3 protein-coding genes are annotated in these 8023 nt (G+C 66.3%); all 3 read right to left on the bottom strand.

Annotated elements, in window-relative coordinates; genetic code table 11:
* On the bottom strand, window positions 1-6897 hold a 6897-nt coding region (locus tag A5686_RS18590), incomplete at its 3' end, for a non-ribosomal peptide synthetase (RefSeq protein ID WP_197520628.1).
* Entirely contained in the window at window positions 6894-7121 is a 228-nt protein-coding gene (locus A5686_RS18585; protein WP_067937351.1) for an MbtH family protein, read from the bottom strand. The genes A5686_RS18590 and A5686_RS18585, both read right to left, overlap by 4 nt.
* A gap of 176 nt (window positions 7122-7297) precedes the next feature.
* Window positions 7298-8023 (bottom strand): glycosyltransferase (locus A5686_RS27680; RefSeq protein ID WP_369829723.1); only part of this gene is annotated, 726 nt, incomplete at its 5' end.

Genomic DNA, 8023 nt, shown 5'->3' with positions numbered 1-8023 from the left:
GCAGCAGAACCGCGACCCGGTCAACCCAGCCCGCCGCACATACCCGTACGCCACGCCGCGACCGGCCACATACAACTCCCCGACCACCCCGACCGGCACCGCACGCAACCAGCCATCCAGCACGAAAAAGCCCAGATGCCCCAACGGCACCCCGATCGGGCTGACACTGATATCGACATCGGCCGCGACGATCTGACGAAACGACGCATGCACCGTCGTCTCAGTGGTGCCATACATATTGACCAGCCGAGGCAGATCCGGATGATCGTTTACCCAAGCACCCAGACGCCGAGGCTCCAAGGCCTCACCGGCGAAGATCACCGTCTGCAACTCCAGCCGGCCCGCCGCGCCGGACACCGACGCATCCACGCTTTGCAACGCATAAAACGCCGACGGCGTCTGGCTCAACACACCGACCCGCTCGGCCACCAGCACGCCACGAAACTCCTCCGGCGAGCGCACCACCGACTCCGCCACCACCACCAACCGCCCACCAAGCAACAGCGCCCCGAAGATCTCACACACCGACACGTCGAACGCCAACGAATGCCACTGCGACCACACCTGACCCGCCAACTCCAAGCTGTCGCTCATCGCCGCCAACAGCTCAACCACATTGCGATGAGTGACCCCCACCCCCTTCGGCACCCCGGTAGTGCCCGAGGTGTAAATCAGATACGCGACGTCCTCCCCCGCGGGCGCCGGCAGCGCGCTGGACGGACAGGCCCCAATCCGGGGATCGGCCATATCAATGACCGCCACGTCCTGGCCATCGAGTCGCCCCGCCAACTCGCTCGTGGTGACCCCCGCGATCGGCGCGGCATCGCCAACCAAGAACGCGATCCGCGCCGCCGGCACCGCCGGGTCGATCGCCAGATACGCCGCCCCGGTTTTCAACACCGCCAAAATCGCCACGACCGCCTCCGCCGACCGCGACAACAACAGCGCCACAACCTGCCCCGGACCCGCCCCGTGTCCGGCCAACAAATGCGCCAACCGATTAGACGCCTCATCCAGCTCGCAATAGCTCATAAAACGGCCGTCGCAACTGATCGCCACCGCCTCCGGCGTCCGGGCAACCTGCGCGGCAAACACCGCCGGAATCGACACCCCCGACATCACCGGCACGCTCAACACCGCCCGATTGCCCCACGCATCCAGCCGCGCATACTCGCCCACATCGAGCACATCCACCGACGACAACCGCCGCGCCGGATCGTCGACCATCGCCACCAACACCCGTCGCAACCGCCCCATCAACTCCCGGACGCTTTCGGCATCAAACACATCGGTGCGAAACTCCACGTTCCCGCTGATTCCGGCGGGCTCACCGGACTCGGTCCAGCGTTCGGACAGGTTGAACGTCAGGTCCATGCGCGCGCTGTGGGTGTTCAGCGGCAGTGGAGTTACCTGCAGGTCACCCAAGGCCAATCCGGGTGTAAAGGTGTCGTCCTGCCCGGCGAAGTTCTGCCAGGCCAACAAGACCTGCACAAGGGGGTGATGAGTCAGGCTTCGGCTGGGGTTGAGCCGCTCCACGAGCACCTCGAAGGGCACATCCTGATGCTCGTAGGCGTCCACGCTGCGCCGTTGCACCTGGGCCAACAGGTCGACCACGGTGGGATCGCCGTCCAAGTCGACCCGCAGCACCAACGTGTTGACGAAAATCCCGACCAACCCGTCGAGCGCTGGATCACGGCGCCCGGCAACCGGGAAGCCGATTGCCACGTCCCGGCTCGCGCTGAGCTTCGACAGCACCACCGCGAGGGCGGCCTGCACCACCATGAAACTGCTGGCCTTGTGTTCGCGAGCCAGCTGACCTACCTGCTGCTGCAATCGAGCCGGCCAGTCAACGTCCACGCTGGCGCCGCGGTAGTCAGCGACCACCGGGTACGGCCGGTCGGTCGGCAACTGCAGGCGCTCGGGCATCCCCGACAAAGCCTGCTCCCAGTAGGCCAACTGCCTGACGATCCGACTGCCGTCGTCGTCGAGGTCGCCCAGCTGCTCTCGCTGCCACAACGTGTAATCGACGTACTGCACCGGCAATTCGGTCCACCCCGGTGGCCGTCCGGCAGATCGCGCGCCGTATGCCACACCGATATCCGCGGCCAACACGCCCAGCGACCAGCCGTCGGCTGCGATATGGTGCACCACCGCCACCAACACGTGTTCGTCGTCGGCGAGGCGGAAAAGCCGTGCCTGCAGCGGAATCTCGGCGGCCAGATCGAAGCTGTGGCCCGCCACCGCGGCGATGGCATGGTCAAGCCGCTCGCGTGACCAGTCGACAGCATCGACGATCCGCCAACCGAATTCCGCCCGCTCGGCGGGCATTACGACCTGCTGAGGTATCCCGTCCGCCGCGGCGAACAGGGTGCGCAAGCTCTCATGGCGACGCACCACATCGGCCAGCGCCGCACCCAGTGCCTCGGCATCGAGGCGCCCTTGCAGCCGCAGTGCCACCGCCATGTTGTAAACCGGTGAGGGACCCTCGAGTTGACCGATAAACCATAAGCGGCTCTGGGCAAACGACAAGGGAACCACCGCGGGCCGCTGCCGCGCCGTCAACGCCGCCCCGGCGTGTTGTCCGGCGTGCGTGCTTATCCATTCGGTCAGCCCGGCCACGGTGGGCGCGTCGAACAGCGCCCGGATCGGGACCTCGACGCCGCGTTCCGCGCGCACCCGCGCCACCAGCCGCGTCGCGGACAGCGAATGCCCACCCAGGTCGAAGAAGGACTCGTCGATGCCGACCCGTGTCATCCCGAGAATCTCGCCGAACAGGGCGGCCAGCACCACCTCCCGCCCGTCCCGTGGCGCGCGGTAGGCCACTGCGCTGACGAACTCCGGGGTTGGCAGCGCCCGCTTGTCGAGTTTGCCGTTGACGGTCAATGGCAGCGACTCGACCATCATGATCGTCGCGGGAACCATGAACTCCGGCAGCCGGGCGGCGACGTGGTCACGCAACTCGGCGGCCCGTTCAATCGCCACCGGGTCATTGACAAATTCGGCCAATGAACCTATCGGCGCGGCCGGGAGATAGACGTCCGAGAAGATCGCGTCGGTGGCGCGGGTGAAGATGACGTCGACCAGCCCGGCCGTCGTCGACCAGGTCACAACCGGCGCATAATTCAATTGCCTGCCCAGCAGCTCACACTCGTGCGGCAACACCGCATCCGGTGCGGCCAGCCCGGCGCGCAGCTCGCCGACCGTCGCCCTCTCGTCAGTGCCGGCCAAGGCGTCGGCCAGCGCCACATCCGGCCAGATCCCGGCGTGCGGCACGCCGCTTATCCGCAGCTCCGGGAACCCCTGGGAGCGCAGATATTCCGCCAGCGCGGCGAGGCCGCCGAACCGGCGCCATGGCTGCGACGGCAGATCCGCCAGCGAGCGCGTTGCCATCGGCGTCTTGTGCAGCACCACCTCATAGCGGTAACCGCTCAGCTCATTGACGGCCCGCATCTGCTTGAGCCGCACATCCACCACGGAAATCTCGGGCAACAGCTGAGGCAACCCCACGAAGAACTCCGGTGCAAGCAGCAGTTCCTGGTCGGCCAGCATCTCCCGGCGCACTCGCTCGCCGACCACCGCGCCGGTGTCCGCCGCGCCGGTCTTGTCAGCGCACACCACCCCGGTGGTAAACGCACGGAACAGCGACAAGTTGCGCACATCGCCGATGAACACGGCTCCACCCGGCGCCAGCAAGCGCATCGCCACCGCCAGCACATCCAGCAGATAGCCCCCGCTGGGGAAGTACTGCACCACGGAGTTGAGCACCACCGCATCGAAATGCGCGTGCGGCAACCCCTCTGCCGTATCGGCCGGCTGCACCCGCAAGTGCACCCGATCGGCCCACGGCTGCGAGGCCACCGCCGCCTGCAGGCTTTGGATGCTCGGCGCGGAAAAATCCGTGCCCCAGTACTCGTCGCAATCCGGGGCCAGCTGGGCCAGCAACAGTCCCGAACCCACCCCGATCTCGAGCAAGCGCCGGGGACCCAACCCCCGGATCCGGTCCACCGCGGCCGCGCGCCACTCGCGCATCTCCTGCAGCGGGATCGGCGCCCCGGTATAGCTGCTGTTCCAGCCCGCGAAATCCTCCCCCAGCATCGCCGCGGCACCCGACGAGTACAGCCCCTCGTACACCCCGTGCCACTGCTCGACGAGCCGGGTTTCCCGCCCGGGCTCGCGAACCAGCATCATCTGCTGATCCGGCACCACGTAGCCGACCAGCTGTTTGTCGCCGGTGCCGTCCTCGCGGGCGATCACCGCCGCTTGGGCCACCCGTGGATGTGCGGCCAACGCCGCCTGGACTTCGCCGAGTTCGATGCGGTAACCGCGGATCTTGAGCTGCTCGTCGGCGCGACCCAGATACCGCAGCTGTCCGTCAGCGGCCCAGCACACCAGGTCCCCGGTGCGGTACATCCGCGTCCCCGCCGGGCCGAATGGGCAGGCCACAAATCGCGTTGCCGTCAAACCCGCCCGTCGCCAATAGCCAACGCCCACACCGCGACCGGCGACATACAACTCGCCGATCACGCCCGCCGGGACCGGCCGCAGCCACCCGTCCAGCACCGCTAGGGCCGCCCCGGGCACCGGCGAACCGATCGGCGCACCCAGCCCCGCTCGCAACGGCGCACTCACCGCCGCGTAGACCGTGGTCTCGGTCGGGCCGTAGGCATTGATCATCGCCCTGCCGGGCGCCCAGCGGTCCACAACGTCGTCCGGGCAGGCCTCACCGGCCACGACCAACGCCGTCGACTCCAACCCCTCGGGCGACAATGCCGCGACCGCGGACGGGGTCTGGCACAGGACGCTGACGTGTTCGGCGGCCAGTAGCGCGCGCAAGTCATCCGGTGAGCCGACCGCGTCTTCGGGCACCACCACCAATGTCCCGCCGCGCAGCAAGGCACCCCAGATCTCCCAGACCGAGACGTCGAACGCCAGCGAGTGCCACTGTGACCACACCCCGGGGCGGGGCAGGCCGGCATCCAGTGTCGCGACGAGCTGGGTCACGTTGCGGTGGGTGACTGCCACGCCCTTGGGTACGCCGGTCGTGCCCGAGGTGTAGATGAGGTACGCGATGTCGTCGGGGGCCGGTGCGGGTAATGGGCTGCCGGGCTGGCTCTCAATGGCCGGATCATCGATGTCGATGACCGGCAGCTCGCACTTGTCTAGCCGCGCTCGCAGGGCAGCCGTGGCGACCGCGGCGATCGGTGCGGCGTCGGCGAGCATGAACTCAATGCGGGCGGCCGGAAGCGCAGGGTCGACCGGCAGATACGCCGCCCCGGTCTTGAGCACGGCCGCAAGGCAAACGATCGCCTCGGCTGACCGCGAAACCAGTAGCGCGACATACTCACCCGGGCGCGCGCCCTGACCGCGCAGCAGGTGGGCCAACCGGTTCGCGGCCTCGTCGAGTTCGCGGTAAGTCCACGAACGCTCCCCGCATGTCAGCGCCACCGCGTCGGGGGTACGCGCCGCTTGCGCGGCGAACAACTCCGGAATCGACACCGCTGCGCTCGTCGCCTGGGTCAGCACCGCCCGGTTGCCCCAGTTATCCAACTGGGCGCGGTCATCGTCGTTCAGGACGTCGAGCGATGACAACGACCGCGCCGGGTCGGCGATCATCGCCGCCAGCACCCGCTCGAGCCGGCGCGCCAAATCGTCGACATCAGAATTCGTAAACAACTGCCCAGCGCCCGCGGTGCTGAGAAATAGCTGATCACCGTCCCTGGTGAAGAGCAGTCCGAACTGGTCCACGAGGCCCGAATTGGTCAGCGTCGCCGAAGCCGGGGAACCGGCGAGATCGGACATATACGTGGGCGGAATGAAATTGACAATCACCCGGTTCGGTGTGCGCCCGGAGTCGCCGGAACGGGCCGCGTGCTCCATCGCATGCACGGGGAATCGCTGATGCCGGAGCGCCTCACCAATTCGGGTACCGACCTGTTCGCAAAAGCTTGCGACCGTGGAGTCCGGTGCAACTTTGAACACCAACGGGACCACCCCGGAAACCATCCCGGGCACCAACCGTGCTTCCAGACCCACTCGCCTGCTCACCGGAAAATCGAGCACGACCTCTGAGCTCTCCGCGTCGTACCCACGCACCAGCAACGCGCACGCCGCGGTGATCACCGCCGAACGGCCCACCCCCAACGTCTGTGACAACTCGTGAATGCCGGATACGACGACGGGATCCAGTTGAACGGGTGCAGAACACTCATCCGAATCACTCTCACCCCCGTCATGCGCCAACCGATAGCGCACCTCCTTTGCCGGCGGGAGGTTTTCCGTCCAGTAGGCCTGATCAGCGAGATAATCGGCGGACGCCTCGTACTCGAGTTCGGAATCGATCAGATCGCGCAGCGAGCCGAAAAACGCGGGAGGAATCTGCTGCTCCGAAGCGAGTGCGTTGTAAACAGCGGCGATGCGATGACAGAAAAGGCCCAGGCCCAGTCCATCCGCAACGATGTGATGGCAGCACGCAAAGAAAAAGAATTCATCTATCCGCGTTTGCAACAACGCGAACTTGAACAGCGGACCGCTGAACGGCATGAGCTCGCGCTGGATGGATGACGCTAAGCGATAGGCGTCCTGTGCGGGATCCTGCGATCCCAGGAGGTCGTAGCGAGCGAGCTCGACGTCCGGGTAGTCGACGATCCGTTGGAAAACCTGGCCATCCACCTGGAAAATGGCGGCCCGAAGCGATTCGGCTTCCTGCACCGCGTGACGAACCGCCGACTCGAACCGACCGGCATCGAGCGGGCCCGCGATTCGCACCAACACACCCAGCTGCCACTTGGCGCCGAACCGACCCGTTTCCTCGGCAAGCCATATGTCGAGTTGTCCGCGCGTCAGCGGAAATAGCCGACCGTTAAGTTCCCCCGAAGCCCCCGACTCCGGCCGGGTCACCTGTCAGCAGACCGGCCTGCTAACAGCCCCTCGCGCAGAATCCCCGGCCGTGTATCAGTCCAGTTGAGTTCGATGTGGTCCAGACAGGTGACCGGGTTGGCTACGCCGTCAGCCGTTCGCCAACCAGTCGGCACGTCCGCGAGGGTCGGCCACAGGCCGTGCTGCTCCTCGCTATTGACCAGAACCCGAAATCTGCCGTTTTGGTCAAATCGCTTGATACTCATCACTTCTCCCAGATCTCCCGAATATCCAGTCGACATGAGTGCAACAAGTTCACTACCATACTTGAGTCGAATAGCGGCCGAAAAGGGGGGGTGATCGGGGGTCATTATGTGATTCAGATCACATACGCATGGCCAGCCGGCCCCACCAGAACTCGACCTGGGACGCGATTGCGGACTTAGCCGTTGAAGGCAGGGCGGGCGTACTTTTCCACCAAATCCGCTGCGGCCGCGGCGCTTTCGGTCGACGTGGTCATTCGGGCGGCGAAATCGCGGGCACGGGCGACAACCTCCGGGGCGAGGATCCGGCGCAGGTCCTCGACCAGCGATTTCTGGGTGGCGCTCGAAAAGCGCCGGGCTGTGCCCACCTTCAGGCGCTTGACCCGCGCTCCCCAAATCGTCTGATCGATGTCGGTCGAGAGGATGAGCGTCGGGACGCCGGCGCGCAGCCCTGAGGCCGTGGTGCCAGTGCCGCCGTGGTGCACAACCGCGCGACAGGCGGGAAATGTCGTCGCGTAATTCATCGCGTTCACGACCTTGACGTGCTCGAAACGGCGGGCTTCACCGAAGTCGGTGCCGGCGGCGCACACCAATGCCCGCTCGCCCAACTGCGCGCAGGCCCCGCCAATCATGGCGATCGTGTCGGCGGGAGACTTCACCGGTGTGCTGCCGAAGCCGAAGAAAATCGGTGGTGTTCCCGTGGCAATCCACGACGCGACGTCCTCATCGGCCGGCGTCGGTAGGTCCAGCGTCAGCGCTCCGGTGAAACTCCGTTTGCCGTCCCTCCCCGCCCATTCAGCTGCCAGCGAAGGAAAGCAGACCTCGTCATAGGCCTGGATTTCCACCCAATCTCGCTCGGCGATCCGTCGCGGCAGCGGACCATTCGCTTTCGGAAGGCCCAGTGC

It is taken from the genome of Mycobacterium sp. E2479, assembly GCF_001667925.1.
Lineage (GTDB): Bacteria > Actinomycetota > Actinomycetes > Mycobacteriales > Mycobacteriaceae > Mycobacterium.
Note: the sequence above shows the minus strand (reverse complement) of the source record. Positions and strands in the feature narration are given on the sequence as shown.

Coding starts and splice junctions, on each gene's coding strand:
- A5686_RS18585 (WP_067937351.1), bottom strand. CDS start 7,121: ATGAGTATCAAGCGATTTGACCAAAACGGCAGATTTCGGGTTCTGGTC.